Below are 706 nucleotides of genomic sequence, written 5' to 3'. Positions count from 1 at the left end.
GCTTCCAGACTAGCTTTTGTTTTCTCTAAAGAAGCTATTTCTTTCTTAATGGCGTTCTTTTCCGCTGTTGTTAGACTTGAGTCTTTTAATTTAGCGTTAAGATCAGCCTTTAAGCCAGTAAATGAGTCCGTTAAATCTTTAATTTTTGCTTCTCTTGTTGTTCTATCGATAGTCAAATTTTGACTTTCATCTCCCATATGAGCTTGAGTTAAATGATTCAGAGTATTTAATGCTTCGTTCCTATTAAAAGGTGGCTTCACTGGCTCAGGCGTATCCGGTGTATTTTTAATTGGACTAGTATCAGCTCCCATCTCAGGAGCATCAGCAGGATGAGAATTACCACCATCCGGTACAGGCAATCCCGCATCATCCTCGCCATCCTCTCTTCTCCGAGCAGGAACCTCAACGACTTGCCCCCGAACAGGCGGAGTAGCTCCGTTGCCTGTTCCCCCACCTAATCCCATATAAGCGAGTGCTCCCCCAAAGAATGTCCCCACACTCGCCAGTGCGGCAATCGCCAATGTCTCAGGATTTACCTCTCCATTGATCCGATCCAATTCTGCTTCTCTCTGATCACGACTCATCGCAGCGATTTCCGCGTCTGTTTTACCTGAATCCCTTAGCTGTTTATATTCAGCAGCAGAGTTAATTTCTCCTAATATACGATTCCTTTCTGTAGGGGACAAACTGTCCGGGTCGGAGATTC

Annotated in this window: 1 protein-coding gene; it reads right to left on the bottom strand. The window is 44.9% G+C overall.

The genetic code is table 11. The features are described from left to right. The coding region (locus EHS11_RS13025) for a hypothetical protein (RefSeq protein WP_135764853.1) at window positions 1-686 on the bottom strand (686 nt) is incomplete at its 3' end. Window positions 687-706 lie beyond the last annotated feature (20 nt).

Source organism: Leptospira ilyithenensis (assembly GCF_004771005.1).
In the GTDB taxonomy this organism is placed as follows: domain Bacteria; phylum Spirochaetota; class Leptospiria; order Leptospirales; family Leptospiraceae; genus Leptospira_A; species Leptospira_A ilyithenensis.
This window is presented reverse-complemented; position numbering and strand designations above follow the sequence as displayed.